At 74.1% G+C, this 26,374-nt stretch carries 24 protein-coding genes and 1 pseudogene; 13 read left to right on the forward strand and 12 right to left on the reverse strand.

Annotated elements, in window-relative coordinates; genetic code table 11:
* Positions 1 to 37: 37 nt before the first annotated feature.
* Both AB0G14_RS07875 and AB0G14_RS07880 read right to left on the reverse strand, forming a co-directional pair.
* The gene (locus AB0G14_RS07875) at positions 38 to 2,095 is read right to left on the reverse strand and encodes a DNA topoisomerase IV subunit B (RefSeq protein WP_357694856.1); all 2,058 of its coding nucleotides are present in this window, start codon (positions 2,093 to 2,095) and stop codon (positions 38 to 40) included.
* A gap of 210 nt (positions 2,096 to 2,305) precedes the next feature.
* A complete protein-coding gene (locus AB0G14_RS07880; RefSeq protein WP_357694858.1) occupies positions 2,306 to 4,351 on the reverse strand; it encodes a hypothetical protein in 2,046 nt (681 codons plus the stop codon).
* A 415-nt stretch (positions 4,352 to 4,766) separates the two neighbouring features.
* Between AB0G14_RS07880 and AB0G14_RS07885 the strand changes: the two genes are divergently transcribed.
* Positions 4,767 to 6,026 carry a hypothetical protein gene (locus tag AB0G14_RS07885; protein WP_357694860.1) on the forward strand — a complete coding sequence of 420 codons (1,260 nt, stop codon included), beginning with the start codon at positions 4,767 to 4,769 and terminating at the stop codon, positions 6,024 to 6,026.
* A 63-nt stretch (positions 6,027 to 6,089) separates the two neighbouring features.
* On the opposite strand, the gene AB0G14_RS07890 is transcribed toward AB0G14_RS07885, so the two are convergent.
* Positions 6,090 to 6,542, reverse strand: coding sequence for an Rrf2 family transcriptional regulator (locus AB0G14_RS07890; RefSeq protein ID WP_357694862.1), 453 nt, complete (start codon positions 6,540 to 6,542; stop codon positions 6,090 to 6,092).
* Between the two features lie 125 nt (positions 6,543 to 6,667).
* Here AB0G14_RS07890 and AB0G14_RS07895 point away from each other — a divergent pair, with 125 nt between their 5' ends.
* The 3 genes and pseudogenes from AB0G14_RS07895 to AB0G14_RS07905 all read left to right on the forward strand — a co-directional run bounded on the left by AB0G14_RS07895 (position 6,668) and on the right by AB0G14_RS07905 (position 10,300).
* Complete coding sequence (locus AB0G14_RS07895) at positions 6,668 to 7,924, forward strand: globin domain-containing protein (protein WP_357694864.1); 1,257 nt, start codon at positions 6,668 to 6,670, stop codon at positions 7,922 to 7,924.
* Between the two features lie 219 nt (positions 7,925 to 8,143).
* Positions 8,144 to 9,356, forward strand: a pseudogene (locus AB0G14_RS07900) (glycosyltransferase).
* A gap of 80 nt (positions 9,357 to 9,436) precedes the next feature.
* A complete protein-coding gene (locus AB0G14_RS07905; protein ID WP_357694866.1) occupies positions 9,437 to 10,300 on the forward strand; it encodes an alpha/beta fold hydrolase in 864 nt (287 codons plus the stop codon).
* Between the two features lie 113 nt (positions 10,301 to 10,413).
* Here the strand turns inward: AB0G14_RS07905 and AB0G14_RS07910 are convergent, their stop codons facing one another.
* Positions 10,414 to 10,584: a hypothetical protein gene (locus AB0G14_RS07910; RefSeq protein ID WP_357694868.1), complete on the reverse strand. Its 171-nt coding sequence runs from the start codon at positions 10,582 to 10,584 to the stop codon at positions 10,414 to 10,416.
* Between the two features lie 267 nt (positions 10,585 to 10,851).
* Here AB0G14_RS07910 and AB0G14_RS07915 point away from each other — a divergent pair, with 267 nt between their 5' ends.
* Together AB0G14_RS07915 and AB0G14_RS07920 are read left to right on the forward strand one after the other, a co-directional pair.
* Positions 10,852 to 11,478, forward strand: coding sequence for a hypothetical protein (locus tag AB0G14_RS07915; RefSeq protein WP_357694870.1), 627 nt, complete (start codon positions 10,852 to 10,854; stop codon positions 11,476 to 11,478).
* A gap of 240 nt (positions 11,479 to 11,718) precedes the next feature.
* The gene (locus AB0G14_RS07920; protein WP_357694872.1) at positions 11,719 to 12,024 is read left to right on the forward strand and encodes a hypothetical protein; all 306 of its coding nucleotides are present in this window, start codon (positions 11,719 to 11,721) and stop codon (positions 12,022 to 12,024) included.
* Positions 12,025 to 12,083: 59 nt separating this feature from the next.
* Here AB0G14_RS07920 and AB0G14_RS07925 read toward each other — a convergent pair whose 3' ends face one another.
* Complete coding sequence (locus AB0G14_RS07925) at positions 12,084 to 12,614, reverse strand: DinB family protein (protein ID WP_357694874.1); 531 nt, start codon at positions 12,612 to 12,614, stop codon at positions 12,084 to 12,086.
* Between the two features lie 80 nt (positions 12,615 to 12,694).
* Positions 12,695 to 13,615, reverse strand: coding sequence for a DUF72 domain-containing protein (locus tag AB0G14_RS07930; protein ID WP_357694876.1), 921 nt, complete (start codon positions 13,613 to 13,615; stop codon positions 12,695 to 12,697).
* 131 nt (positions 13,616 to 13,746) lie between these two features.
* Here AB0G14_RS07930 and AB0G14_RS07935 point away from each other — a divergent pair, with 131 nt between their 5' ends.
* The 5 genes from AB0G14_RS07935 (at position 13,747) to AB0G14_RS07955 (ending at position 18,036) form a co-directional block, all read left to right on the forward strand.
* Positions 13,747 to 14,250, forward strand: a complete 504-nt coding sequence (locus AB0G14_RS07935) for a DinB family protein (RefSeq protein ID WP_357694878.1) — start codon at positions 13,747 to 13,749, stop codon at positions 14,248 to 14,250.
* Positions 14,251 to 14,373: 123 nt separating this feature from the next.
* Positions 14,374 to 15,198 (forward strand): hypothetical protein, encoded by an 825-nt coding sequence (locus AB0G14_RS07940; protein ID WP_357694880.1) that lies wholly within the window; start codon positions 14,374 to 14,376, stop codon positions 15,196 to 15,198.
* A gap of 201 nt (positions 15,199 to 15,399) precedes the next feature.
* Positions 15,400 to 16,152, forward strand: coding sequence for a Pr6Pr family membrane protein (locus AB0G14_RS07945; RefSeq protein WP_357694882.1), 753 nt, complete (start codon positions 15,400 to 15,402; stop codon positions 16,150 to 16,152).
* 297 nt (positions 16,153 to 16,449) lie between these two features.
* Entirely contained in the window at positions 16,450 to 17,496 is a 1,047-nt protein-coding gene (locus tag AB0G14_RS07950; protein WP_357694884.1) for an NAD(P)-dependent alcohol dehydrogenase, read from the forward strand.
* A 24-nt stretch (positions 17,497 to 17,520) separates the two neighbouring features.
* Positions 17,521 to 18,036, forward strand: coding sequence for a 2'-5' RNA ligase family protein (locus AB0G14_RS07955; protein ID WP_357694886.1), 516 nt, complete (start codon positions 17,521 to 17,523; stop codon positions 18,034 to 18,036).
* 98 nt (positions 18,037 to 18,134) lie between these two features.
* Here AB0G14_RS07955 and AB0G14_RS07960 read toward each other — a convergent pair whose 3' ends face one another.
* A complete protein-coding gene (locus tag AB0G14_RS07960) occupies positions 18,135 to 19,064 on the reverse strand; it encodes a DMT family transporter (RefSeq protein WP_357694888.1) in 930 nt (309 codons plus the stop codon).
* Positions 19,065 to 19,165: 101 nt separating this feature from the next.
* Here AB0G14_RS07960 and AB0G14_RS07965 point away from each other — a divergent pair, with 101 nt between their 5' ends.
* The gene (locus AB0G14_RS07965) at positions 19,166 to 20,062 is read left to right on the forward strand and encodes a LysR substrate-binding domain-containing protein (RefSeq protein ID WP_357694890.1); all 897 of its coding nucleotides are present in this window, start codon (positions 19,166 to 19,168) and stop codon (positions 20,060 to 20,062) included.
* Positions 20,063 to 20,303: 241 nt separating this feature from the next.
* Entirely contained in the window at positions 20,304 to 21,164 is an 861-nt protein-coding gene (locus tag AB0G14_RS07970) for a S1 family peptidase (protein ID WP_357694892.1), read from the forward strand.
* A 106-nt stretch (positions 21,165 to 21,270) separates the two neighbouring features.
* On the opposite strand, the gene AB0G14_RS07975 is transcribed toward AB0G14_RS07970, so the two are convergent.
* From AB0G14_RS07975 to AB0G14_RS07995, 5 genes are all read right to left on the reverse strand, one after another.
* Positions 21,271 to 22,191: a carbohydrate ABC transporter permease gene (locus AB0G14_RS07975; RefSeq protein ID WP_357694894.1), complete on the reverse strand. Its 921-nt coding sequence runs from the start codon at positions 22,189 to 22,191 to the stop codon at positions 21,271 to 21,273.
* A gap of 58 nt (positions 22,192 to 22,249) precedes the next feature.
* A complete protein-coding gene (locus AB0G14_RS07980) occupies positions 22,250 to 23,200 on the reverse strand; it encodes a sugar ABC transporter permease (protein WP_357694896.1) in 951 nt (316 codons plus the stop codon).
* Positions 23,201 to 23,208: 8 nt separating this feature from the next.
* Complete coding sequence (locus AB0G14_RS07985; RefSeq protein WP_357694898.1) at positions 23,209 to 24,555, reverse strand: extracellular solute-binding protein; 1,347 nt, start codon at positions 24,553 to 24,555, stop codon at positions 23,209 to 23,211.
* Positions 24,556 to 24,696: 141 nt separating this feature from the next.
* Positions 24,697 to 25,779 carry a PIN domain-containing protein gene (locus AB0G14_RS07990; RefSeq protein WP_357694900.1) on the reverse strand — a complete coding sequence of 361 codons (1,083 nt, stop codon included), beginning with the start codon at positions 25,777 to 25,779 and terminating at the stop codon, positions 24,697 to 24,699.
* A gap of 141 nt (positions 25,780 to 25,920) precedes the next feature.
* Positions 25,921 to 26,262 carry an MmcQ/YjbR family DNA-binding protein gene (locus AB0G14_RS07995; RefSeq protein WP_357694902.1) on the reverse strand — a complete coding sequence of 114 codons (342 nt, stop codon included), beginning with the start codon at positions 26,260 to 26,262 and terminating at the stop codon, positions 25,921 to 25,923.
* Between the last annotated feature and the right edge of the window lie 112 nt (positions 26,263 to 26,374).

The following is a 26,374-nucleotide window of genomic DNA, read 5'->3' on the forward strand; positions in this document are numbered from 1 at the left end:
GGTCAGCTCTCTTCCGGACGGGTGGTGGCGGGCCTGGTCATGCGTCGATCGCCTCGCGGTCGACCCGGTCGGCAGAGTCGATCAGCCAGTTGCGGCGCGGCTCGACCTTCTCCCCCATCAGCAGTTCGAGGATCCGCTCGGCGGCGTCGACGTCGTCGAGGGTGATCCGGCGGACCGCCCGGGTGGCCGGGTTCATCGTGGTCTCCCACAGCTCGTCGGCGTCCATCTCGCCGAGACCCTTGAAGCGCGGGATCGGGGTGACGATCTGCTTGCCGGCCTTTTCCAGCTTGCGGACGGTCGCCTCCATCTCGGCCTGGGTGTAGGTGTAGATCGTCTGCGGGTTGCGCCCCTTCGTGGTGATCTTGTGCAGGGGCGGCATGGCCGCGTAGAGCCGGCCGGCCTCGATCAGCGGCCGCATGTAGCGGGCGAAGAGCGTGATCAGCAGGGTGCGGATGTGCGCGCCGTCCACGTCGGCGTCCGCCATGATCAGCACCCGGCCGTACCGCATGGCCGAGAGGTCGAAGGTGCGGCCGGAGCCGGCACCGAGCACCTGCACGATGGCGGCGCACTCGGCGTTGTCGAGCACCTGCTGGAGGTTGGCCTTCTGCACGTTGAGGATCTTGCCCCGGATCGGAAGAAGCGCCTGGTATTCGGCAGATCGGGCAAGTCGACCTGTCCCGAGGGCGCTGTCGCCCTCCACGATGAACAGCTCGCTGCGCTCGATGCCCGCCGCGCGACAGTCGACCAGCTTGGCCGGCATCGACGCGCCCTCCAGGGCGGTCTTGCGCCGGGCGGCGTCCTTCTGCTGCTTCTGGGTCAGCCGCACCCGGGCCGCGTCGACGATCTTCTGCAGGACCGTGCGCGCCTCGGCCTTGGTCCGCCGGTCCTCCAGCCAGGACTTCAGGTGCTGCTCGATCAGCGACTGCATCACCTTGGTGATGCCGGCGGTGGAGAGCTCGTCCTTGGTCTGCGAGGTGAACTGCGGCTCCGGGATCCGGACGTGGACGACCGCCGTCATGCCCTCCAGGACGTCGTCCAGGGTGGGCGGGTCCTCCTTGGCCTTCAGCAGGCCACGCGTGTTGCGGACCGCGTCGGCGAGGGTACGTGCCAGGGCCCGCTCGAAGCCCTTGCGGTGGGTGCCGCCGTGGGCGTTGCGGATGGTGTTGGTGAAGCACTCGACGGTGCGCTCGTAGCCGGTGCCCCAGCGGAAGGCCACCTCGACCTCGGCCCGCCGCTGCACGTTGGACTGCATGACCCCGTTGGCGTCGGCGGCGTTCTCCCGGTAGGTGCCCTCGCCGGTGACCAGCAGCGTGCCGGAGACCGGCCGGTCGCCGGCCGGGGCGAGGAACTCCACCATGTCCGTCAGGCCGTTGGGGTAGTGGAAGCGCTCCTCGGTCGGCTCCTCGCCGGTGTGGTCGCGCAGCGTGTAGCTCACGCCGGGGACCAGGAAGGCCGTGTTGCGCAGCTTCATCCGGACGGCGTCCGCGTCCAGCGCGGCGCCGGTCTCGAAGTAGCGCGCGTCGTGCCACCAGCGGATCGAGGTGCCGGTGCGCTGGCCGCGCTTCATCGCGCCGACGATCTGGAGCCCGGGGCCCGGGGTGAAGGCCGCCTCGGGGCCGTCGCCGTCGAAGATTCCCGGCACGCCGTGCCGGAACGACATCGCGTGGATCTTGCCGCCCCGGCGGACCGTGACGTCGAACCGGCGGGACAGGGCGTTGACCGCCGAGGCGCCCACGCCGTGCAGGCCGCCGGAGGTCTTGTAGCCGGAGCCGCCGAACTTGCCGCCGGCGTGCAGCCGGGTCAGCACCAGCTCGACGCCGGAGATGCCGGACTTGGCGTGCACGTCGGTGGGGATGCCCCGCCCGTCGTCGTCGACCTGGACGGAGCCGTCGGCGTGCAGCGTCACCTCGACCTTCGCGGCGTGGCCGGCGACGCCCTCGTCGGTGGAGTTGTCGAGGATCTCGTTGACGAGGTGACCCACGCCACGGCTGTCGGTGGAGCCGATGTACATGCCGGGCCGCTTGCGGACGGCGTCCAGCCCCTCGAGGTGCGTGAGGTCGTCGGCTCCGTACAGGGTCTCAGGCTCTGCGGTCAACTGGTCGTACTCCCAGGTCTCGGCGGTGTGGTGCCGCGTCCGACATCGGCGGTCGGCCGGCGCGCCGCAGCGAGCCTAACCGGGAGATGCGACAGGACGACGGCGCCCCGCAGCAAGGCCCGCACCACGTCGTGTGGTGCGGGCCTCGGCGGCGTCGTCGCGTGCTCTGTCCGGATCCGGCGCCCGGCGGCGCCGTGACCGGTTCGCGGGTCAGCCGGCCGCGGGCGGGTCCACCTGGACAACAAGGGAGCCGTACCCGACGTTCCCGGCACTGTCCACGGCCGCCACGTACAGGGTGTTCGTGCCGTACGCCGGGGTGGTCAGCGTCACGGAGACGGTCTTCCCCGGGTAGCCGAGAGTGGTGCCGGCCTCCGCCTCCTCCGTGGGTGGGCTGGTCCAGCCGTAGCGGAAGGTCACCACGTCGGAGTCGGGCGAGCGGAGCTTGTAGGTGTAGAACTGGCCGGGCGGGGCGGGGTTGGTGACCGGGTCGACGGTCACCGTCGGGGCGTTGTCGTCGACGGTGAACTCGCACCACGCCGACCAGGGGCTGAGCAGGCCGTACGGCGCGGGGTCGGTGCTGCGGGCGCGCCACGCGTACGACTTGCCGCCACTGACGCCCGTCACGGGCGCCGTGGTGGAGCGGGCACCGGCGGTCACCGCCGAGCCGGCCGGCGGGGTCAGCCGCGGCGTGCTGCTGTCGTAGCTCCCCGAGGCCGGGATCTCCAGCAGTTCGTACGCGGTCTGCAGGGTCTGGCCGGCGTCCTCGTCGGGGAAGACGGCCGACAGGGTCGGCGGGGTCGCGAGGGCGACCCGACCGCCGGTGACGCAGGCCTGCCCGCCGACCTGCAGGCCGGTCGGCTGGCCGGGCAGGGAGTCGTAGTCGACCACCAGGCGGGCCTCGTCCGGGTAGAACTTCTTGTACCGGTTCTGGTCTCCCTCGCCGGCGCCGGCCGAGTCGCTGCACGCGCAGAAGCCGAACGTGATCGAGGTGGCGCCGGTGGTGGCCTGGGTCCGGATGGCCGCCGTGACGTTGCTCCCGGCGAAGTTCATGATGGCGTCAGGCTGCGGACTGGTGCCGCTGGCGCACGCGCTGGCGCTGGCGCTGGCCCTGAGCGTGGTCAGCGCCGGCGCCCAGGCGGTGCGCGGGGTGGTCGCGATGGGCGCCGACTGGTGCATGTAGGTCGGCGTGGCGAAGCAGCTCCAGGAGTGGTCCAGCTTCATCCGCACGTATGCCGACTCGATGTGCTTGCCGACCAGGGTGCTGGTCGGGAACTCGAAGTACGAGCGGTAGGTGCGGTTGCTGTCGGGGAGGTATCCGACGATGGCCCGCGTGGTGTCGCTGTTGGTGAAGTTGTCGCTGGTGGCGTACGCCCAGCGGCTCCGGCCTACGGACCAGGCCGGGTCGATGTAGACCGGGAAGCTGGCCCGCGCCGGGTCGAGCAGGCCCGGCGTGGGGCGCAGCACCAGGTCGCCGGCGGCGTCGATCGCGGTGGCGACCGGCGCCGTCCGGGCCCCCGCGCCGGGACCTGCGGCGGAGGACTTCCCCGCGGCCGACCGGCCGGTGGCGGAGGTCGTGGTCGAGTCCCACATCTCGGCCGGCGCGCTGCGTGCCACCTCGGCCGCCCCGGCCAGCGCCCGCAGCGAGCCGTCGGCGTCGCGCCGGACCCGCACGTCGCCGTCGAGGTCGAAGCGGATCTCCCGCAGGGCCGGGTTCGCGGCCGCCTGCGGGGTCTTCACCGTGAACACATGGGTGAAGCCGGTGTGGGTGGCCCGGAGCACCAGGTCCACCCCGGGCAGCACCTCGGGGTAGGTCGCGGCGTCCCCGCTGACCACCGGCGCGGGCAACTCCCCCGGCCAGGCGAGGGTCAGGGACTTCCCACCGCTGGTCAGCGTGGTGGCCGGGCCGCGCCCGCCGGCCGAGAACCGCACGTCGGCCGGGGAGACCGCCGGGCGGAACCCGCCCGCGCCGTCGCGGCGCAGGGTGAGGTCTACGTCGGCCCACGACCCGTCGCCCTGGCGGACCCGCTGCGGGACGGCGGCGGTCTCGGCGACGAAGCCGCCGGAGGGCTTGGCGAAGACCTGGGTCAACTCGGTGCGGGCGGAGAGGACCTCCACCCGCTGGCCGGTCCGCTCGGCCGCCACGGCGGCCCGCGCGGCCTCGGTGGCGGTGCCCGTACCGGCGGCGGCCGGCGGCGCGGCCGACACGGGCGGGGCCAGCACGGTGGCGCCGAGCGCCGCCGCGAGCCCGCTGGCCATCAGGCGGCGTACGGATCGTTTCTGGACTTGGACAGCGTGCATCGAGCGGCCGACGGCCACCGCAACCCCCGTGGAAGTAGAAAGCCGGACGCCGGAACTGTAGAGACGCACTTCGACCGGTGTCCATAGCCGTCACATCCTGTGAGCACAAGCGGGACATAGACCGCCAGGGCAAACCCCGGGCCGCCCGATGATCGACGCTCCGTCATGGGCACCCGATGCCCGCCGGCCACCGGGACCCGGTGTGGTCGACGCCGGGAGGGGCTGCTGCCAGGTGGAAACGCCCCGGTGCACCGGGGCGGGCGCGTCCCGCATCGGACCATTCCGTGCCGAGCCATTGACGTCCGTCGTACCGAGGTGATGGGATCGCGGCCGAGAGGATCTTTCACATTTCGATGTGCAGATGGAGGACGTCATGTCCAGGTTCCGTCGTACGACTCTCGCGGCGGCGCTCGCCGTCGCCGCCGCCGCACTGTCGACCGCCGTCGGGCTGCCCGCCCCGGCCGCGGCGGCGCCACCCACCGCCGCGGTCGCCCTCGGCGACAGCTTCATCAGCGGCGAGGGCGCCGGCGCGTACACCCCGGTCGTCGACGTCGCCGGGGTCGCCCAGGGATTCCCGGGTTGGACCGCGCCCAACAGCAACGCGTTCTTCTGCCACCGCTCGGCGAACGCCTCGCTGCACCGGGCGAGCCTGCCGGGCATCCAGGACCGGTTCAACCTCGCGTGTTCCGGCGGCCAGCCGCACGACATCGCCACCGCCTCGTCGGCCCGCGCCGGCGGCCGGCAGGTGGCCGCCCAGCTCGACCAGCTCCGCGCGGTCGGTCGGACCCACGACATCGACCTGGTGCTGCTCGGACTCGGCTCGAACAACAGCTCGTTCACCTTCGGCGACGTCGCCGAGAAGTGCGCCAACCGGTTCATCGCCGACGCCTGGACCGGCTGGTGGGAGTTCTGGGCCTACCTGGGCGGGCCGGTCGAGCAGGAGCCCTGCACGGACGGCGACCTGGCCACCGCCGCCCAATGGAGCGCCGCGACCGCGGAGACCACCTCGGCCGTACGCCAGCTGCTCACCACGCTGCGCGAGATCGACGCCGACGGCCAGCACCGGATCGTCTTCCAGGACTACACCAACCCGCTGCCGTTCGACCTGGAGCCGAGTTTCCACAGCGAGGACAGCCGGGACGACACCCGGGACAAGTTCCGCGCACTGGGCGCCGAGCGGTACGCGGCCGGCTGCCCGATCCACCGGGCCAGCCTGCTGCCGGGGCACCGCTTCTCGCAGGGCCTGGGCACCCTGGTGCGGTCCACCCGCGACGCCCTGGCCGCCGAGTTCCCCGGCGCGGACCTGGTCCACCTCAACGTGCAGCGGGCCTTCGACGGCGCCCGGCTCTGCGAGTCGGGGGCCAGCCCGACCGGGGCGCTGGCCACCCCGATCCGGCTCCAGGACAGCCCGCCGAACGGCGTCTTCGTCACCAGCCTCGCCGGCAAGGACAAGATCGCCATCCAGCGGATCGCGAACACCTGCGTGAGCTACTTCCAGACCTGCCAGGAGTCGTGGCACCCGAACGCCGCCGGCCACCAGGTGCTCGGGCAGTGCCTGACCGGCGCGGCCGCCACCGGCGCCCGCTCCGTGGCCTGCGTCCGCGCTGCCGACGGCTCCGTCACCGTGTCCTGACCCCGACCGCGTCCCGGAACCCCGTGCCGCCCGGCGCGGGGTTCCGCCGCGTCCGCGCCCGGATCAGTCACGTCCCGGGGCGGGGCGGGCGCGGGGCATGCCGAGGGCGAGCAGCACCGGACCGGTCGGCCCGTCGACGAGGCCGCCGAGGGTCACCCCGTCCAGCGCGGCGAGGAAGGCGTCACGGGCCCGACGCAACTCGTCCCGGAGCCGGCAGGCCGCGCGCAGCGAGCAGGCCGGCTCGTCGCAGGACACCACCTCGTCGTCGCCCTCGAACGCCCGGACCACCCGCCCGACCGTGGTCTCGTGGCCGCCCTCGGCGAAGGCGACCCCGCCGGAGCGGCCCCGGATCGTGACCAGCACGCCGAGCCGCTGCAACCGCTGCACCACCTTCGCCACGTGGTTGCGGGGCAGCGCCAGCTGGTCGGCCAGCTCGTCCACGGTCATCCGCCGTGGGTTCGCGGCGGCGAGCATCGCGATCCGCAGCGCCATGTCGGTGGACCGGTTGAGCTTCACGTCCCGACCCTAGCCAGCGCCGACGCGCCCCACCACGGGCCGACGGACGCAATCTGTGATCCACCCGACCCTCGACCCGGGACCTTCGGCCCTAAAGAGGTATCTCGAATGCCTGTTTTGCTGGCATGGTCCGAGCGGTTCAGCGCATAAGGAGACAAGTCGTGCTCTCGGAGTCCTCAACAGCAGTGGTGACGGCGACCCTGCCCGCCGTGCAGGCGCACGGCGAGGCGATCACCGGCCGGTTCTACCAGCGGATGTTCGACGCCCACCCGGAGCTGCTCGACATCTTCAACCGCGGCAACCAGGCGACCGGGGCGCAGAAGGCCGCGCTCGCAGCCTCCGTGGTCGCGTACGCGGAACACCTGACCGGCGGCAGCGACGCGCCGTGGGGCCCGATCCTGGACCGGATCGCGCACAAGCACGCCTCGCTCGGCATCACCCCCGACCAGTACACGATCGTCGGCCGGCACCTGCTCGCCGCCGTCGGCGAGGTGCTCGGCGACGCGGTCACCCCGGAGGTCGCGGCGGCCTGGGACGAGGTGTACTGGCTGCTGGCCTGCGAGCTGATCGCCCGGGAGGCCCGCCTCTACGTCGGGGCGGGGCTCGCCGAGGGCGCGTCGGTCTGGCGGGACTGGCGGGTCACCGGTCGGGTCACCGAGGCGGTGGACGTCGTCTCGTTCACCCTGGTCCCGGCCGACGGCGGCCCGGTGCCCGCCTTCGTCCCGGGCCAGTACGCCTCGGTCGCCGTCGACCTCGACGAGGGGCGCGGGCAGCAGATCCGCCAGTACAGCCTCTCCGGCCGGCCGGGGGCCGACCACTGGCGGATCACCGTCAAGCGGGTACGCGGCACCGGCGCCGGCCCCGACGGCATGGTCTCCACCTTCCTGCACGAGCACGTGGCCGAGGGCGACACCCTCCGGCTCAGCCCGCCCTTCGGCGAGGTCAGCGCGGTGGCCGGGGAGGGCCCGCTGCTGCTGGTCAGCGCCGGCATCGGGCTGACCCCGGCAATGTCCGCCCTGGAGCACCTGGCGGCCACCGAGCCGCACCGCCCGGTGGTGCTGGTGCACGCCGACCGGGCCGGCGCGGCGCACGCGTTCCGCGGCGAACTGCCACGCCTGCACGCCGCGCTGCCCAACCTGCGCACCGCCCTGTGGTACGAGGACGTCACCGACGCCGAGCTGGCCGGGCTGGCCGCCGAGGTGGCCGGCGGCCGGGTCGACCCCGCGTTGATCCCGCTCTCCCCCGACGCCCACGTGCACCTCTGCGGGCCGCTGCCGTTCATGAACACCGTCCGGGGTGGCCTGCTGCGGCGGGGGGTGCCGGCGGAGCGGATCGCCTACGAGGTGTTCGGCCCGGGCATGCTCCGCGACGACCGGAACTGACCTCCGCGACCGACCGGCCACCGGTGGTGAGGCGTTCGCCCCACCACCGGCCGGGTCCGCGCCGCCGGCCGGGCGGCCCGTTGGGAACTCGGCGGGCCGGCGGTTAGGCGACAAGGCCGGGGGTAGGGACTCCGCATGCGGGTGCGACGGGCTCGCGGGGCGGCACCGTCCGCGGCGCGACCCGTTCCCCGACGACCGGGCCGGCCGATGGAGGAAGACATGCGCATCGCGATGATCTCGGAGCACGCCAGCCCGCTCGCCGTCCTCGGGGAGGCCGGCGGGCGGCACACGCGGGTGGCGGAGCAGGCCACCGCACTGGTGCGCGAGGGGCACGACGTCCGCGTCTACACCCGCCGGGAGTCCGCCGCCCAGCCCGACACCGTCTCCACTCCGGACGGCTACCAGGTGTGCCACGTGCCGGCCGGGCCGGCGCTGCGGTTGCCCGGAAGTGAGCTGATGCCGCACCTGGGTGAGTTCGGGCGCTGGCTGGCCGGTCAGTGGCGCGACGGCGACTGGACGCCGGACGTGGCGCACGCCCATCACTGGATGAGCGGCCTGGCCACCCTGCACGCCGGCCGGCGCACCGGGGTCCCGGTGGTGCTGACGTACCACTCGCTCGGCACCGTCGCGCGGCGGCAGCAGGGCGCCCAGGACACCAGTCCACCAGGCCGGATCGGCTACGAGCGGGCCCTGGGCCGGGCCGCCGACCGGGTCGTCGTGCAGTGCCAGGACGAGATCGGCGAGCTGGTCCGCCTCGGCGTGCCCCGGTCCCGGATGGTGCTGGTCCCCTGCGGGGTCGACCAGGAGGTCTTCCGTCCCGACGGGCCCGTCGCCCCGCGCGACCCGACCCGCCGGCGGATCGTCACCGTCGGCCGGATGGTGGAACGCAAGGGCTTCCAGGACGTCATCCGGGCCCTGCCGGCCGTGCCCGAGGCGGAGTGCGTGGTGGTCGGCGGCCCGCCGGCGCGGTTGCTCCCCGCGGACGGCTTCGCCCGCCGGCTCCGGGCGCTCGCCGAGTCCTGCGGGGTGGCCGACCGGGTGAAGCTGGTCGGCGCGGTGCCCCGCGCGGAGTTGGCCGGCTGGTACCGCTCGGCGGACCTCCTGGTGGCCGCCTCCTGGTACGAGCCGGTCGGGCTGGCCCCGCTCGAGGGCATGGCCTGCGGCGTGCCCGTCGTTCGGCTCGAATGTCGGCGGCATCGCCGACACGGTCGTCCACGGCCTCACCGGCGACCTCGTGCCGCCCCGGGACCCCCGGGCGTTGGGTACCGCGATCCGCCAGCTGCTCGCCGACAAGGTCCGCCGCTTCGCGTACGCCACGGCGGCGCTGGACCGGGTCCGCAGCCGGTACTCGTGGAAGCGCTGCGCCGAGCAGTTGAGCACGGTCTACGCCTCGGTCAGCACGGTCGGCCGGACGGCCCCGGCCCTGGCCTGACGGCCAGCGGCGGCGACGCGGGTGATCCCCCCACCACCCCTCGGTTACCCGCCGGTAGCCTCGGGCCGTAGCCTGGGGCGATGAACGCGACGGGGGAATACCGGCAGGAGTTCGTCGAGGTCGACGGTGCCCGGATCGGGCTGCAGGTCTACCCCGAGCCGGACGGCGTCGCCGACGCGCCGCTGGTGCTGGTCGCACCCGCGATGGGGGTGCGCGCACGCTACTACCGGCCGTTCGCCGCCGAGCTGCGCGCCGCCGGCCTCGCCGTGGCGGTGGCCGACCTGCGGGGCACCGGGGAGAGCACGCCGGCGCCGAGCCGCGCCTGCCGCTACGGCTACGCGGAACTCGCCGCCGACGTGGGCGCCGTGCTGGCGGCGCTCAAGGCCCGGCGGGACGGTCGGAAGACCGTGCTGCTCGGGCACTCCCTTGGCGGGCAGGCCGCGCTGCTGCACCTCGCCGTGCACGGCGCCCACGACGTCGACGGGCTGGCCCTGGTCGCCGTCGGCATGCCCTGGTGGCGCAGCTACCCGGGCCTGCGCGGGTACGGCGTCCTGCCGTACACCCAGGGGATCGCGGCGACGGCCCGGCTGCTCGGCGTCTGGCCCGGCTGGGGCTTCGGCGGCCGGCAGGCACGCGGGGTGATCCGGGACTGGGCGCACACCGCGCGGACCGGCCGCTTCCCGCGCCTGGGCGGGGTGGACGCCGAGGCGGCCGTCCGGGAGCTGCGCAGCCCCGTGCTCGCGGTCAGCGTCGACGACGACCAGTACACGCCGCACGAGACGCTCGACCACCTCTGCGCGAAGCTGGCCGCGGCGCCCGTCGTGCGCGAGCGCTACACCGCGGCGCAGGCCGGCGCCCGGATGGACCACTTCACCTGGGTACGCGCCGCCGCGCCGCTGGCGGCCCGGGTGGCCAGCTTCGCCGCGGACCTGCCGGCCCGCTGAGACGTCCTCGGCCGATCGCGGCGCGCCACGGCCGGGTCGGTCCCGCCGACGTCACGCCGTCGCCCGCACGCCTCCCCGGGCGGCGTGCCGCATGCCCGCCGCCCGGGGCCCGGTCACTCGTCGGTCTCGACGGGCACCATCTTGCCGTCCCGCTCGACGCGGGTCTCGCCGCGCTCGGGCGGCGGCGGCACCTGGGACGTCGTCTTGCGCGGATCGTTGCCCGGGTGCATCAGCACCGCGTCGGTGGAGGCGGTCTTCTCCCGGCTCTCGTCGGGCTGCGACATCCTCTTCCCCTCTCGCTCGGATCGTCCGTCCCGCGATCTACCCGCACCGGCCCCGCCGACTCCTCCCGGCCGCGCCCCGTCGCCGGCGCGACCGCCGTACCCGCCGCCGCCCGGACGGGTCCGCGCCGCGGCGACGCCACCGGTTCCCGGTCTTCCCCGGTCTTCCCCGGTATCCGCGTGACCGCGCCCTATCGGCGGGTGACGGACGGGCATAGCCGACCGGGCGGCGGGTATGCCGCAGCGCCCGACACGGTGGAAGGGGATCAGATGTCCGAACGGCACACCGCACTGCGCTCGATGCACGATCTGGGCCTGGCGGCCTGGTTCGGGGGCTCCCTGATGGGAGCGTTCGGCGTCAACGGCGCGGCGGCACAGATGAACGACTCGACCCAGCGGTTGCCGATGGCCTCGGCCGGCTGGGCCCGGTGGACGCCGGTGAACGCCGCCGCCATCGGGGCCCACCTCGCGGGCGCCGTCGGCGAACTGGTGACGGAGAGCCCCCGGGTGGCGGCGCAGTCGGGAGTCGCCCGGGTCAGCACCCTGAAGACCGCGCTGACGGTCGGCGCGCTGGCGGTGACCGGCTACAGCCGGTTGCTCGGCATGAAGCTGGAGAAGGCCGGCGGCCCGTCGGTCGAGGGGGTCACCGAACCCAATTCGCAGACGCCGTCGAACGTGGCGTCCTGCCAGCGGAAGATGCGGATGCTCCAGTGGGCGGTGCCCGCGCTGACGGGGGCGCTGATCGTGGTGACCGCGTACATGGGCGAGCAGCAGAAGCCCGGCGAGGTGTTCCGGGGGATGCTCGGACGCGCGGGCGGGCTGCCGAAGGGGATGGGAGCAGTGATGGCGATGGGCGCGGCGGCCAAGAAGAGGCGGATGGCGATGTCCGGTCGCTGACCGGACGACGTGCCCACCGGCGCCCCGCCGACTCCTCGGCGGCGGGGCGCCGCTCCGCGTCCCGAGTCGGGCGGGGCGAGTCCGCCCGGCACGACCCCGCCGGGGCACCCGCGCAGGCATGACCGGCCCCGGGACGGGCAATCGGGGCCGGTAGCGGCGGACCCGACCAGCGAGGTGACCATGGCGGCAGGAGACGGACGCAGCGGGGGCAGGCGCACACCGGAGTCGATCACCCCATGGGTGACCAGGGACGGCTTCGACGCGGAACCGCCCTGGGGCACCGGCGAGCACGACCCGATGGACGAGGGAAGTGAGGAGACCGCCGTGCCGGAGGGCCGGCGCGGGGACCGCCGCGCCGGCGAGCCGGCGGGGCCGGCCGGGAAGGGGGGCCGGCACGGATTCGGGCCGGTCGAGCCGACCCGTACGCTGCCGGCCGGACCCGGCGCGCCCCCGGACCCGGCGCCGTCCCGGCGGTCCTTCCCCGACGCCGCCGACGTCGAGGAGCGGACGGAGGACGCGCTACGGACCAGGGGCCGGCGCTCCTGAGCGACGTGGGCGGCGGCGCGGTACGTCCCGGCCGTCACCGGCCTCGGGGCGCGGCCCGGTCAGGCCCCGGGTCCCGCCGCGCGCAGCAGCCGGAGCTGACCGATCTCGGCGACGTTCTTCATCAACTCGGCGTTGACCCAGCCGAGCATGTGCGTCACCGTGTGCTCGGTGTCGTCCTGCCAGGGGAACGATGCCGTGCGGTCGAGGTCGGCGTCGGTGAGGCGGTCGAGGACACCGAGCCACTCGGTACGCAGGCCGCGCAGCCACGCGACCGTCGGCTCGCCCGCGCCCGGCCACTCCACGTCGGCGCGCTGTCGTGGCGGCTGCCCCCGGAGGTGGTCCGTGGTGACCGTCCACCACCAGCCGATGTGCCAGGTCAGCCAGCCGATCGTCGGGACCGGCACCGGGTCGGGTTCGGTGTCGGCCCAGTCGGGCGTCCAGCCGCCGTCGGGGCCGCGACGCACCGTCCAGCAGTGCCCGGCCGGCTCCCAGAGGAAGTCCGCCGGGTCGAGGCGCTCGAGGTGGTATTCGAACAGCGACCACGTCAGGTCGAACTGCCAGCGCAAGAGCGCGCGAGAGGGTGCCGCCACCCGGCGATCATGCCGGAGCCCGCGCGGCCCGGTCGACGCAATTAGTCCCGGTCCTGCCGACACGGGTCGCACGCCCGCCGTCAGGAGGGCGACGCCGCCCCCGCCCGCGCCGGGCGGCCCCGCCCCACCGGTTCGACGCCCAGCAGTTCGGCCAGCCGGTCCGCGTCGCGCTGGGCCTGGTCGCCGCAGCAGTTGTTGAACAGCACGTGCAGCTCGCCGGCCTGCCCGGCCAGCTCGGTCAGCAGCTCCGACCAGCGGCCCAGTTCCTCGTCGCCGTACGCGTAGCGGAACTTCTCCTGCTTGTCCCCGGTCCCCCAGGCGCTGCTGTGCCCGTGGAAGCGGACGACCGCCAGCTCCGCCGTGGCGAACAGGATGGGCGGCACCGACGACGGGTGCCCCTGGGGCATGTCCACACAGACGAACGACAGGTCGCGCTCCCGCAGGAAACCCAGCGTGTCCAGTGCCGCCGTGCCGTCGAACCAGGACCCGTGGCGCAGCTCGACGGCGACCCGCCACGGCCGGCAGCGCTCGGCCAGCTCGGCGATGCGGCGCTCGGCGGCGGTGCCGCGGGCCAGCCACGGCGGGAACTGGAGCAGGACCGCGCCGAGCCGGTCGGCCGCCGCGATCGGGTCGAGCGCCGCCCGGAACCGGTCCCACAGCTCGTCGTACGCGGTCGCCGCCAGGTCCCGGCGCCGGATCCGGCTCGGGCCGCCGGCCGGGCGCAGGTCGCGGGGCAGCGCCGCCACCGGGGTCGGGTGGCCGGTGAAGAGGCTGAACGCCTTGACGTCGAAGGTGAACCCCTCCGGCGTGGCGTCGACCCACCCCTGCGTCGTCTCGGGCACGGGCACGGCGTAGTAGGAGGTGTCGACCTCGACCAGGGGAAACCGCCCGGCGTAGAAGCCGAGCCGGCCGGCCGGGGTGTTCGCCGCGCGCGGGTACCACCCCGAGCGCAGCAGCATCTGGTCCGCCCAGGACGCCGTGCCCACCTTGATGACACCCATGTGGTTCAGTGGATCGCGGATCGGACGAATCGGCAACCGCTGGCGGAAACCCGGCACGACAGGACGCGGTTTCTGTCGGTGGCCTGCCCTACCCTGAGCCCGTTCGGACGTCCGTGAAGAGGGGTGGCGGAATGACCACGACAGAGCAGCTGACCGGCGAGCGGGCCGACCTGGTGGAGACGCTGCGCCTGCACCGCGGCTTCCTCCGGCAGACCGTCGCGGGGCTCACCGACGAGCAGGCCGCGACCCGCAGCACGGTCAGCGAGCTGTGCCCGGGCGGCCTGATCAAGCACGTGACGCAGGTCGAGCACCGGTGGATGCGGTTCGCCGTCGGCGGCGCCGAGGCGATGAACAGCGAGCCCCTCGACTGGGCCGGCCAGTTCCGCATGCACGACGGCGAGACGCTCGCCGGGCTGCTCGCCGACTACGACCGGGTGGCCGCCGCGACCGACGAGCTGATCGCCACGCACGACCTCGACGCCGCCCACCCGCTGCCGCAGGCCCCCTGGTTCGAGCCCGGCGCGAGCTGGACGGTCCGCCGCGTCCTGCTGCACCTGATCGCCGAGACCGCCCAGCACGCGGGGCACGCCGACATCCTCCGCGAGGCCATCGACGGCGCCAAGACCATGGGCTGAGGTCCCCGCGCGGCCCCGCCCCGCCCCTCTTCCCGGCCCGGTGGTTGTCGGACGTCACACTCCACCCCGTGTGACGTCCCGGCATCCGGCGGCGCTGAGGGACACGAGATGAAAGCACACCGGATGGACCAGGAGACCGTCGAGCGACTGCTCGGCGGTCCGGTCGTCGACCCGCGGGACGCTCCGCAACCGGTCGCGTCGCTCCTGACGGCGGTCCGTGCCGCACCCCGCGCCGCTGAGCTCGCCGGGGAGGACGCCGCGGTACGGGCGTACCGGCTGGTGCGGGCCGGCACCCCCGTCGGCAGTCCGGAGCGGAGTCGTCGGGGCCGCGCCCTCGCCGGCTTCGGCGTCCGCGCCGCGCTGGCCGGTGTCGCTCTCGCCGTCACCGGCGGGGTGGCCTTCGCCGCGGCCGGGGGCACCCTGCCCGGACCGCTGCGTGGCCCCGCCCCCACCACCGCCACACCCGCGCCGCCCCCGGCCGTCTCCCCCACCGCGGGTCCCGGCCGGCCGTCCGCGCCGCCCACCACGACGGAGGGTCGGCCCGACCCGAGCTCGTCCGTGGCAGAGCTGTGCCGCGCCTACCGGACGGACGGCGACGGCCCGGGCCGTGCCCTGGACAAGCCGGCCTTCGACGACCTCGTCCGCGCGGCCGGCGGCCGCGGCAAGGTGGCCGGCTACTGCGACCGCCTGCTGCCCGGCGAGTCGGCGGGCGCCGGGTCATCGGGCACACCGGTCGACCGGCCCGGCGGCACCCCGGCCCCCCAGCCGTCCGGGCGACCCACGACATCACCCTCCGTCCCGGCCGGCCGCCCCTCGGCGCCCGGCAACGTCCAGATCTCGCCCGGCAACATCCAGGTCTCGCCCGGCAACATCCGAATCTCGCCCGGCAACATCCAGGTCTCGCCCGACCACGGTCGCCCCACACCGGGCAACGGCGACGGGCGCTGACCCCCACGCCATCGCGCCGCGGGGCACGACGGACCACCGCTGTCCGGGGTCACGCACCGCCCCGGGGCGCCGTCGGGAAGGGGCCGCCGCGCACGTGACGAACGCGCCGCGCGGGTGGCTCGGCCAGCCGGTGGGACGCCGACGTACACCGGCCGGCGCTCGCCCGGTGACCCAGATCGGCCCGGCTGATAGCTTGCCCCGATGAGTCTGCGGCGTCGACGCGTGGCGATGCTCTTCCGCGTGGTGATCGTGATCAGCGTGCTGGCCGGGATCGTGCTCACCGCGCTGGGTCCCGCCACCGTCACCGGCCTGCTGCCGTACTTCACCATCCAGAGCAACGTCGCCGTCGGTCTCCTCGCCGGATACGCCGCCTGGCTGGCCTGGCGGGACCGTCCCGAGCCGCCGTCGCCGCTCAAGGGCGCGGTCACCCTCTACATCACCATCACCGGCGTGGTCTACCACCTGGTGCTCGCCAACCCCGCCAGCCCGTTCGCGATGCCGCAGCCCGACCGCGCGTTCGGCGAGGCGCTGGGCAACCAGTTCCTGCACACCGTCGTGCCGCTGCTCGCGGTGGCGGACTGGGCGCTGTTCGACCGGCGGGGCCGGCTCCGCCCGCGGTATGCGGCGTGGTGGCTGGCGTTCCCGCTGGGCTACCTCGGTTTCGCGCTGGTCCGTGGGCTGGTGGTCGAGCGGTACCCGTACCCGTTCCTCGACGCCGGGGAGCTGGGCTACGACGGGGTGGGCGTCAGCGCGGTCTTCTTCGCCGTCGCGTTCTGGCTGCTCGGCCTGCTCTTCGTGGGCGTCGACCGGGGCCTGGCCCGCCGTGCCGGACCACCGGCCGCCCCCGCCACGCCCTCGTCCGGGATCCCGGCGCAGCGGTCGGCGGCCGTCGATTCCGCCCCGGTGTCGGGCGCCACCCCGGGCGGCCGGCCCGACGCGCCGGCCGTTCCGTGACGACCGCGCTCCCGGCGACCGTCGCAGAGCCGTACGCGGTCTTCGACCAGTACCCAAGGCCAGCGGTGCGGGCTCGGCATCGGGCCGCACCTGTCGGTGTGGGCAGCCGACGGTTCGGAGCAGGACACCGGCGGGGGTGAGCCCGACTCACCCGGACGGGGTGAGACGCGGGAGGCGGCCAGCACCGTGCCGCTCGACGTGGCGCAGCGCTGCGGCCACCGGAAGGCGGATCGTTTGACCGGGCGCTGAGCGGGCAGGCGGCGGGCGGAGCGGGAAACCGGAGGACAGGAGACATTCATGCGCGCGCTACGGTTGCCGAACTGGAAGTCGGAACCCGAGTTGGTCGAGGTCGACGAGCCGACCCCGGGCCCCGGGCAGGTGGTGGTGAAGATCGGGGCCGCCGGCGCGTGCCACTCCGACCTCCACCTCATGCACGACTTCGAGGCCGGCGCCGTGCCGTGGAACCCGCCGTTCACCCTCGGCCACGAGAACGCCGGCTGGGTGCACGCCCTCGGCGACGGGGTCACCGGGCTGACGGTGGGCCAGCCCGTGGCCGTCTACGGCCCGTGGGGCTGCGGCACCTGTGCGCGCTGCCGGGTGGGCATCGACCCGTACTGCGAGAACATCGCCGAGGCGCCGGTGCCCGGCGGTGGCGGCGGGCTCGGCCTGGACGGCGGCATGGCCGAGTACATGCTGGTGCCGCAGGCCCGGCAGGTCGTGCCGCTGCCCGAGGGGCTCGATCCGGTGCTGGCGGCGCCGCTGACCGACGCGGGCCTCACCCCGTACCACGCGATCCGCCGTTCGTGGGCGAAGCTCGGCCCGACCAGCACCGCCGTGGTGATCGGCGTCGGTGGGCTCGGCCACGTCGGCGTGCAGATCCTCAAGGCCACCACCTCGGCCCGGGTGATCGCGGTGGACACCCGCGAGGAGGCGCTGAAGCTCGGCGAGGAGTGCGGTGCCGACCTGACGATGCTCTCCGGCGCGGACACCGCCCAGGAGATCCGCCAGGCCACCGGCGGCCGGGGCGCCGACGTGATCCTGGACTTCGTCGGGGCCAACCCCACCCTCGCGCTCGGTGCCGCCGCCGCCCGCACCGTCGGCGACCTCACCATCGTCGGCATCGGCGGCGGCACGCTGCCGGTGAGCTTCTTCGGCGTGCCGTACGAGGTGAGCATCCAGACCACGTACTGGGGCAGCCGGCCGGAGCTCATCGAGGTGCTGGAACTGGGCGCCCGGGGCCTGGTGAAGCCGAAGGCCAGCACCTTCCGGCTCGACGAGGCGGTCGACGCGTACCGGAAGATGGCCGACGGCACGCTGGAGGGCCGGGCCGTCGTCGTGCCGTGACCACCGCGACCTTAGAGTGATCATGTGGTCGCGGCGCTGGAGCTCTACCTGGACACCGACGCCACCCGACGGATCCGGGTGCTCTGGGACGCGCTGGAGGCCGAGGGAGTGCAGAGCATGCGGTCGCTGCTGGAGCAGCGCCACCGGCCGCACGTCTCGCTCGCCGTCGCGCCCCGCTTCGACCCGGACCGGGTCGCGGCGGCGCTGCGCGGAACGGTGGTGGCCGCGCCGCTGCGGCTGAGCTTCCAGCACGCCGGTCAGTTCGTCGGGCGGGTGCTCTGGCTGGGCCCGACCCCCACCGCCGAGCTGCTCGCGCACCACGCCGAGGTGCACGGCCGGCTGGCCGAGGCCGGCATCGGGCTGGTCGAGCACTACCAGCCTGGGCGCTGGGTGCCGCACTGCACGCTGTCGATGCGGGTGCCGAACGCGCTGATGGCCGCCGCCGTGCGCCGCTGCCTGGAGGTGCTGCCGCTGGAGGCGACCGCGGTCGGCGCGGCCCTCACCGACCACGCCCGGGGCATCTCGGTCCCGCTGCCGTAGCGGCTCGGACCGGATAACCGCCGGCACCGCGTCGAGCCCGCCGGCGCGCCACCCCGCCCAAGGCCCTCGCGGAACGCCGCAGCCCGCCGGGTGCGTCGTCATGACCGGGCGGCGACGGGGTGCGGCGGGTTCCCGGCGGGCGGGGCGTCCCGGGCCGCCGCGCAGCGCCGGGTCAGCGCCACGCCGGCGAGCACGACGAGCATCCCGCCGACCGTACGCGGCGTCAGGCCCTCGCCCAGGAACACGGCCCCCAGCGCCACGGACACCACCGGCAGCAGGTATCCGACGGCGGCGGCGTTCGTCGCGCCCTCCTCCGCGACGACCCGGAAGGTGAGGTGAAAGGTGACCGCCGTGCAGAGCACGCCGAGGACGACGACGGCGGCGGCGGTCGCCGGGGTGGGCCGGGGTACGACCAGGCCGCCGGCGGGCAGGGCGAGAACGCTCCACCCGGTGGCCGCCACGAGCTGGGCGGCGGACAGCGCGATGGTGGGGGTGCCCCGGCCGGCCAGCTCGCGGCCCATCCAGGCGAAGCCGACCGCGTAACTCGCGGCGGCACCGAGGATGGCGAGCGAGTCCACGCTGACGAGCCCCGCCCGGCCCCAGGGCGCGAATATCGTCAGTACGCCCACGAAGCCGAGCAGCAGTCCGGTCAGTCGGACCGGACGCGGCGCCCGCTCCGTGCCGAGGGCGACCCCGAGCAGCACCGACCAGAGGGGCGTCGTGGCGTTCAGCACGCCGGCCACTCCGGAGTCGACGGTCCGCTCCCCCACGCTGAACAGGGCGAACGGCAGGGCGTTGCAGAAGAAGGCCGCGACCACCAGGCGGCCCCACGTCGCCCGGTCGCGGGGCAGGGGGTGCCCCGCCCAACGGCAGGCGACCAGCAGCGCGGCGGCCCCGAGGGCGCACCGGGCGACGGTGACCTGGGCCGGGGACAACCCCTCCAGGGCCACCTTGATCCACAAGAAGGTCGAGCCCCACAGCAGGGCCAGTACGCCCAGCCGCAGCACCGCCCACGGTCCCCCGCCCATCGCCGCCCCCATCTCGCCCGCTCCGCCGTCCCGGTCCACCGTGCCCGGGGCAACCCAACAGCACAAGTGAAGGTTTCTGCCGCACTGTTAAGGTCTGCTACATGCTCGACGTACGGCGGATGCAGGTCCTGCGCGCGGTGGTGACCAGCGGATCGGTGACGGCCGCCGCGGCGCACCTGGGCTACACGCCGTCCGCCGTCAGCCAGCAGATCGCCGCGCTGGAGAAGCAGGCCGGCACGACGCTGCTGGAGCGGTCCGGTCGGGGCGTGCGCCCGACGGCCGCCGGGCGGCTGCTCACCGAGCACGCCGCCGTCATCGGCCGGCACCTCGCCGAGGCGGAGACCGCCCTCGCCGAGTTGCGGGCCGGACGCACGGGGCGGCTGGCGGTCCGCTACTTCGCCACCGCCGGAGCCGCCCTGGTGCCACCGGCGTTGGCCCGCTTCCGCCGCGAGCACCCCGACGTCCGCGTCGACCTCCGGCTGGTCGACCCCGACGATCCGCTGCCCGAGGTGGAGCGGGGCGAGGCCGACCTGGCCATCGTGGTCCGCCGCCGGGGGCAGGCCCGCGACGGCGTACGGCTCGTCCACCTGCTCGACGACCCCTACCTGGTCGTCCTGCCACGGGCGCACCGGCTCGCCGGCGCGCGGGTGCTGGACCTGACCGACCTCGCCGACGAACCCTGGGTGGGCAGCGAGCCCGCCGGCCCGTGCCGGGAAGCCGTGCTGGACGCCTGCGGCGCGGCCGGCTTCAGCCCGGCCGTCGCCGTCGAGAGCGAGGACTACCCGACCACGCAGGCGTTCGTGGCCGCCGGGCTCGGGGTCGGGGTGGTCCCGCGCACCGCGCTGGACAGCCCGCACCCCGACGTGGTGGTCCGCCCCCTACGCCATCCGCGGCCGGTCCGGGCGATCCACGCGGCCGTCCGGGAGACCACGCTGGACCAGCCCGCCCTGCGCGGCCTACTCGACGCGCTCCGGCACGCCGCCGCCGCGCGCCACTGACACCTCCGCGGCCGACGCCGCGCGCCGCTGACACCTGCCCGGCCGACGCCGCGCGCCGCTGGCACCTGCCCGGCCGGCACCGCCGCCGCGCGCCGCGTTCGCCGGCGTCAATCCTCGTCGGCGGCAGCCCCCGATAGGACTCCGGCGGGTCGCAGACTGCCGCGACCCGTGGCTTGTCCGCGTCAGGCCCGCGGGTGGATCCTGTAGGGGATCGACAGAGACGAATCTATTGGAGGTTCGGATGCGTCGTCTCCCGCTCGCCCTGCTCCTGCTCGCCGCGCTGCTGCTCGGCCTGCCGGCGCCCGCCCACGCCGGCCCCGACCCTACCGCCACCGTGCCCGCCGACCGCGCCGCCGCCGTGCTCGCGGCGGTCCGCACCCCCGGCACCGCCTGGGGGCTCGACCCGGCCACCGGGCGGATGACCCTGACCGTCGACGACACCGTCCCGGCCCGGGACGTGGCGGCGCTCCGGGCGACCGCCGCCCGCGCCGGAGCGCTGCTGCGCCGGGAGCCGGGCCACCTGCGCGTCCTCATCGCCGGTGGGCAGGCCGTCTACGGCGGCGGCGGACGGTGCTCGCTGGGCGCCAACGTCCGCAGCGGCACCACCGCCTACTTCGTCACCGCCGGCCACTGCACCGTCGCCGCCTCGACCTGGTACGCCGACAGCGCACAGACCACCGTCCTCGGCACCCGGGCCGGCACCAGCTTCCCCGGCAACGACTACGGGCTGGTGCGCCACACCAGCGGGATCGCCCACCCCAGCGCGGTCTACACCCATCCCGGGCTGCTCACCGTCTACGGCGCCGGCAACGCCTACATCGGCCAGGCGGTCTGCCGCAGCGGCGCCACCACGGGCGTACGCTGCGGCAGCGTCACCGGGCTCAACGCGACCGTCAACTACGCCCAGGGCACCGTGACCGGCCTGATCCGGACCAACATCTGCGCCGAGCCCGGCGACAGCGGCGGGCCCCTCTACGTGGCCGCCACCGGCACCATCCTCGGCATCCTCTCCGGAGGCAGCGGCAACTGCGCCACCGGCGGCACCACCTACTACCAGCCGATCACCGAGATCCTGGCCGCGTACGGCCTGACGATTCCCTGACCGACCGGCCCGGCGCACCGCCGGCCGCTCGGCTGCGGAGGCGCGGGTCGACTTCCGCGGGCCCGGACCGGCCCGACCCGGACGGCGGGTCGGGCCGGTCCGTGTGTCAGCCCTTGCGGCCGGTGGTGGCGATGCCCTCGACGAAGTGGCGCTGGGCGAGGAAGAACAGCACCAGCATCGGCACGGTCGCGATGACGCTGCCCGCGAGCACGATCTCCCACTGCTGCTCGCCGCCGTAGCCGAAGCGGTCCAGCACCACCTTGAGCCCGCGCGGCAGGGTGTACAGCTCCTCGTTGCGCAGGTAGATCAGCGGCTTCATCAGGTCCGTCCAGCTCGCCTTGAACTCGAAGACGAAGGCCACCAGCAGGGCGGGACGGATCAGCGGGAAGGCCAGCTTCCAGAACAACTGCGGGTAGCTCGCCCCGTCGACCCGGGCCGCCTCGAAGTACTCGCGGGGCAGCGAGAGCAGGAACTGCCGCAGCAGGAAGATGTAGAACGCCGAGCCGAACAGGTTGCCCGCCCACAGCGGCACCTGGGTGTCGGTCAGCCGCAGTTCCGACCAGATCAGGTACGTCGGGATCATGGTGACCGCGAACGGCAGCATCATCGTCGCGAGCACCAGCCCGAACAGGATGTCCCGCCCGGGGAACCGGAAGTACGCGAACCCGAACGCCACCCACGCGCTGGACAGCGTCACCGCGACCGCCGCCGCGACGCCGACCACCAGGCTGTTGAGCAGCCAGGTGACCAGCGGCACGGCCTGCCACGCGTCGGCGTAGTTCCCAGGCGCGAACGGGGTGGGCAGGAACCCGGTGGAGAAGACGTACTCGCGGGGCCGCAGCGAGGCGCTGATCAGCCAGACGAACGGCAGCACGAACACCACGGCGGCGCCGACGAGCGCGAGCACGAACAGCCCTCGCTGCCAGACCGGCCGCCCGGCGTCCTCGGCCGCCGGCCGGCGCTCGACGGCCGACGGCGCGGCGTCGGCCACGGGCGCGGCGACCGTCCGCTCGACCGCGGCCGTCACGACCGGCCTCCCTCGGTCCGGCGCGCGGGGGCCACGCCGCGCCGCCCCCGGTTCCCCGTCACGGTCGGTCTCCCTCGTAGTACACGAAGCGGTTGCTCAGCTTCACCTGCACCAGCGTGATGATCAGGATGATCACGAAGAGCAGCCAGGCCATCGCGGAGGCGAAGCCCATGTGCAGGAACTGGAACGCCTCCTGGAACAGGTGGATGACGTAGAACGACGCGGCGTCGCTGTTGAACGAGCCCTGCGTCTGCCGGTTGCCGAAGTACATGGTGTAGACCTCGGTGAACATCTGCAGGGACGCGATGGTGTTGACGACCAGGGTGAAGAACAGCGCACCGGAGATCATCGGCAGCGTCACGTGCCGGAACCGGGCCCAGCCCCCGGCGCCGTCGATGCTCGCCGCCTCGTACAGGTCACGCGGCACGTTCTGCAGGGCGGCCAGGTAGATGATCACGGTGGAGCCGAGGCTCCACAGGCTCATCAGGACGATGCCGGGCATCACCCAGTCGGGGTCGGTGGTCCAGCTCGGACCCTCGATCCCGACCAGGGCGAGGCCGCGGTTGATCAGGCCGTCCTGGGTGTTGAGCAGGAGCAGGAACAGGATGCCGACCGCCACCGCCGGGGTCATCACCGGCAGGTAGAAGACGGTACGGAAGAAGCCCTGCAACCGTCCCACCCGCTTGAGCAGCAGCGCCAGCCCCAGCGAGACGGCCATCACCAGCGGCACGTGCAGGGCCGTGTAGTAGACGGTGTTGCCCAGGCTGCGGGCCACCATCGGGTCGGCCATCAGCTCCCGGTAGTTGTCCAGGCCGGTGTACCGGGGCGCGTTGATCACGTCGTACTCGGTGAAGCTGAGCCAGGCGCTGGCGACCATCGGCCCGGCGTTGAAGACCAGGAACCCGACGATCCAGGGCGCCAGGAAGACGTACGCCCAACGCGCCTCCCGCCGGGCCAGCGGCGTGCGCCGCCGCCGGCCGACGGGGGCGGGGACGGTGGTGGTGGCCATCCCCGGGCCTACTTCGACGCCTTGTCCAGCGCGGCGGTCGCCTCCTGCTGGGCGCGGGCCAGCGCCTGCGCCGGCTGCGCCTGGCCGGAGAGCACCCGGTTGACGGCGTCCGTCCACGCCTTGTCGAACTCGGCACCGGCGGGCGAGGCGGGCATGGCGAACGCGGTGTCCTGCACCGAGCGGATGGTGGCCACCGCGTCGTCGAACCGCTTGTTGCCGGTGGGCTGGTACAGCTCGTCGAAGATCCGCTTGTCGGCGGCGACGTTGCCCGTGTAGACGCCGGTGAACGGCTGGCCCGCGGCCTTGCGCGCGTCGGCGCGGGCCTTGGCCGCGGCGACCCAGGTGTCGGTGGCGGTCACCGTCCTGGCGAAGGCGCACGCCGCGTCCGGGTTCCTGGCTCCCTTGGGAACCACCCAGGCCTGCCCGGAGGACAGGGTGACCGGCTTGCCCTGCCGATCGACGAAGGGCTTGACCACCAGCTCGGCCTTCGGGCTGTTCTTGGCGGCCTGGTTGAGGAACCACTCCTCCATCGGCCACGCGACGATCTGGTTCTTGGCGAGGGGGTTCTGCGCGCCGAAGAAGTCGAAGGTGTCCCGGAAGGACTTGAACTTCCCCCAGCCACCCTGGTCCTGGATCAGCTTGAGGCCGGTGGTGAGCGCCTCGACCACCCTGGGGTCGTCGAGGTTCGCCTTCGTCCCGTCGGCGGAGAGCAGGTCGGCCCCGTTGGCCTTGGCCCACATCGGCAGGAACTCGGGGATCTTCGGGTCGATGCCGATGCGGGAGAGCCGGCCCCCGGAGACGGTGGCCAGCTTGGCGTTGAGCGCCGGCAGCCCCGCCCAGTTCGCGAGGTCGACGTCGTCGGCGGTCAGGCCCGCTTGCCTGAGCAGCGCCTCGTTGAGGTAGACCACCCGGACCATGGAGAACTCCGGGATGCCGTAGACGGTGCCGTCGAGGGTGACCTGTTCCCTGGCGGCGGGACGGTACTGCCCCATGTCGATGTCCTGCTTCTTGACGCAGTCCGTCAGCGGCTGGATGGAGCCGCGCTCGGCGTAGGTGCCGATCAGCTTGCGGTCCATGTAGACCAGGTCCGGCGGGTTGCCGGAGGCGACCGCGGAGAGGAACTGCTGCTCGTCGAAGGCCCCCTCGGTGATCTTCAGGTCGACGTCCGGGTGGTCGCGCGTGAACACGTCGACGCGCGTCCTGGCGATCTCGTCGGACAGGCCGAAGCCCATCGTGCTCAGTGCGCCCTTGGTGGCCGTGCCACCGCCACCGTCGCCACCGCCGACGCCTCCGCAGCCGCTGAGCGCCAGGGCGAACACTCCGACGAGCGCAGCCGCCCGCACCATCCGTGTCATGACAGTTCCTCCCGAGAGCCGGCGGGCGGCAGTGCCCGCGCCAGCGCACCTTCTCCGATCCTCGGGATCGTCAAACGTCTCGGAAGGAATTGGCGTCCGTGGGGTGGCCGGCGCCAGCCGCCGGCACGACCACCGGTGTGGTCAGGAGGACTGCGGGGTGAGCAGGTAGTCGTCGGCCTCCTGGCTCCACCGCAGGTCGACGATGCCGCTGGTGGCTGCCGCCTTGCAGAACTGGAGGAAGCTGCGGTAGCCGAGCTTCTTCTCGCTGAAGTCGGGCCGCGCCCGGCGGAGCTGGTTCTTCAGGCCGGACAGCGCCACCGCCCCCTCGTCGCCGGCCAGGTCGGACACCACCGAGCGGAGCAGCCCGAACGCCACCTCCCGGTCGCCGTGCTCGGGCAGGGACACCTCGGGGTCGCCCTTGGCGGGGCCCTCCCCCAGCTCGACGACGTTGTGCTGGGCGAGGTGTCGCAGCAGCTCGCCGAAGGTGCGGAACCCGTAGTCGGACTCGCTGAACGTCGGGTCCTTCCTGAGCAGGGTCCGCTTCAGCGTCGAGGCGGTCACCTCGCCGCTGGAGCTGCCCTGCAGGCCGGCCACGGTCTGCGCCACCAGCACGGCGAGCGTGTCGACGTCGCGGGCGGGCTCCTCGCCCACCGGCTGCGGCTCGGGCTCCCGCTCCGGCTCGGCCTGCTGCGCCTCCGGGCCGGGCAGCCGCGCCGGGCGGGCGCGCCGGCCCCGCGCCGGAGGGACGTCGACGCCCTCCAGGCGGTCGTAGTAGAGGAACTCGTCGCACGCGGGCGGCAGCAGCGCCGAGGTCGACTTCTCCACGCCGACCCCGATGACGCGCTTGTTCAGTTCGCGGAGCTTGTGCACGAGGGGCGTGAAGTCGCTGTCGCCGGTGCAGATCACGAACGTCGAGATGTAGCCGCGCTCGAAGGCCAGCTCCACCGCGTCGACGGCCATCTTGATGTCGGCGGCGTTCTTGCGGGAGGCACCCATGCGCTGGGGAATCTCGATGAGTTCGACGTGGGACCGGGTGAGCATCCGGCGGTCCTCGTCGAAGTACGACCAGTCGGCGTACGCCCGGCGCACCACCACCCGGCCGCGCTCGGCGAGGGCGTCGGCGATGGGGCGCAGGTCGAAGGCCGCGCCGCCGAGGTGGTCGCGCGCCCCCAGCGCGAGGTTCTCGTAGTCGAGGAACAGGGCGATGCGGTCCTCTTGATCCACGCGAACCACCCTACGCCGCCGACGGGCCGACGGCCGGCGACGTGGCGGACCGCGCCGCCGCGATTCTCCTGCCGGCCGGGCCGCCCCGGCGCCGCCGCCGGTGTGCTCTCCGTCGGGCCGCTGGTCGTCGGGGTGGCTCTCTCAGCTGCCCAGTCGCTGGCGCGCGAGGAACTTGGGCACGACCATCCGCCAGGCCTCCGTCACCAGCTCCGTCATCTGGTCGCGGTCGAGCCGGTCAAGGCGACAGCACACCCAGTGGAAGCGAAGGTCGGCCGCCTCGGGCAGGAAGAACAGGTCCGGGTCGCCGGCGACGAGCCCGGCGCGTTCCTCCTTCGGGTACGCGAACCCCATCGTCGTCTCGTCCCGGGAGAACGCGACGTAGACGAGGGCACCGACGCGGAACTTCACGCGGTCCCGGATGAGGTGCTCGGTGGTCCGTGGCAGGGTCAGTGCCAGTGCGCGGACGTCGGCGACGGTGACCATGCCCCGACGGTAGTGGCCGACCGGGCCGAGGGAGGGCCGCGCCGACGACGGCTCGCGCCTGAAATGTTGCGCTCCCGCTCTCCCGGCGTTCACGCCCGCACCGATAGCATCG

Source organism: Micromonospora sp. NPDC023814 (assembly GCF_040639595.1).
Taxonomy (GTDB): Bacteria; Actinomycetota; Actinomycetes; order Mycobacteriales; family Micromonosporaceae; genus Micromonospora.